Source organism: Pseudoflavonifractor phocaeensis (genome assembly GCF_016901735.1).
Lineage (GTDB): Bacteria > Bacillota > Clostridia > Oscillospirales > Oscillospiraceae > Pseudoflavonifractor_A.
Genome location: NZ_JACLZC010000147.1, coordinates 1 through 1,262 on the forward strand (window position 1 = coordinate 1; position 1,262 = coordinate 1,262).

The 1,262-nt window shown below is 53.9% G+C and carries 1 protein-coding gene and 2 pseudogenes; all 3 read left to right on the forward strand.

The window, feature by feature from the left end; translation table 11 throughout:
• Positions 1-239: pseudogene (locus H7U37_RS14900) on the forward strand (hypothetical protein); the annotation flags it as partial.
• Positions 240-714: 475 nt separating this feature from the next.
• Positions 715-921, forward strand: a pseudogene (locus tag H7U37_RS14905) (DUF6471 domain-containing protein); the annotation flags it as partial.
• A gap of 112 nt (positions 922-1,033) precedes the next feature.
• On the forward strand, positions 1,034-1,240 hold the full coding sequence (locus H7U37_RS14910) for a DUF3847 domain-containing protein (RefSeq protein ID WP_204876941.1): 207 nt from the start codon (positions 1,034-1,036) through the stop codon (positions 1,238-1,240).
• Positions 1,241-1,262: the final 22 nt, after the last annotated feature.

The following is a 1,262-nucleotide window of genomic DNA, read 5'->3' on the forward strand; positions in this document are numbered from 1 at the left end:
CTGCCCTGAAGCCCCGCAGCTTCAGCGAAGCCCTGATTGCCTGCCAGAGCCGCTACAATCTGGAATACTGCAACAATGTGACCAACGCAGCCGGACGGCGGGTGCGTGGATTTCTGGGGATTGAGGTATTGGTGAGAAATCATATATCAGTGTTTTCCGGTGATTTGATGCGTACGTACCGGAAGATGTGCCGGAGGAATGGCGGCGTTAATACTGGGGTCCCCATCGGAACCCTGTAAAGCGGTTCCGTTGGGGAAAGGACAAACAGCGAAACGAGTGAGCTTTCGGCTTTAGCCGGAAGCGAAGGATGTGGAGCTTGCGAGGACGCTGTACGTACGTACACTTTGATTGCCTCTTGTTCTCCCTTTTATAGCAATTCGGCGGTATGGCTCAAAATTACCGGCAAAATTGGAGGGGTAAATCAAGGCAAGTGGGAATCGAAAAGTATTTGACGATTGGCAGAAATTATTTTACGAAACCGTGCTTCTCGCCCCGGTGAACCGGGTGCATGGAATCATGGGAAAACGCACGGCTTCGAGCCAAGTCACACGGAACGGGAAAGTCGGAAGGTGCAGGTAATGGACAGGACATCGCACCGGCAATTCTGAACGGATTTGGTAACAAGAGAAGTTTTCACGACACGGCGAAGCGGCTATGCCTGAGGGCGTACCGGCTTCGCTTTTTTATTAAGTAAATTTAGGAGGATTTTTGATTATGACGGTACGCAACGAGATTAAGGCACAGATCGTCCGAGCGGGATACACCATGCAGGAGCTGGTTGACCGGCTCCATGAGGAATACGGCTGGTCGGACAGCGTTTCCAACCTGTCCGCCAAGCTCCAGCGGGAATCCATCCGCTACAAGGAGGTTGTGGAGCTGGCCGATGTGCTGGGCTATGACATTTATTGGGGCCCCCGCAAAGGCGACGCCTTTGTGGGGAGAGGAGGAGCAGCGGAGCGAGTGAGCTTTCGCACCTGTGCGGAAGCGAAGGATGCACAGCTTGCGACGACGAGGCAGAAACGGAGGTAAACCTATGACAAGTGAAGAAAAGAAACTGTTGCAGGCAAAGCACCGCTTGGAGGAAGCCCAGGCACGGGACCGGATGAAGGAACGAAAAGCCCGGACAAGGCGGCTCATTCAGGAGGGCGCTGTACTGGAAAAAGTGCTGCCGGAAGTACAGGCGGTAGGGCTTGACAATCTGGAAGAATACCTGCAGCGAAAGCTGGCAGGATACGATTGAAAACGGCTGGGAGGTCTCCGGG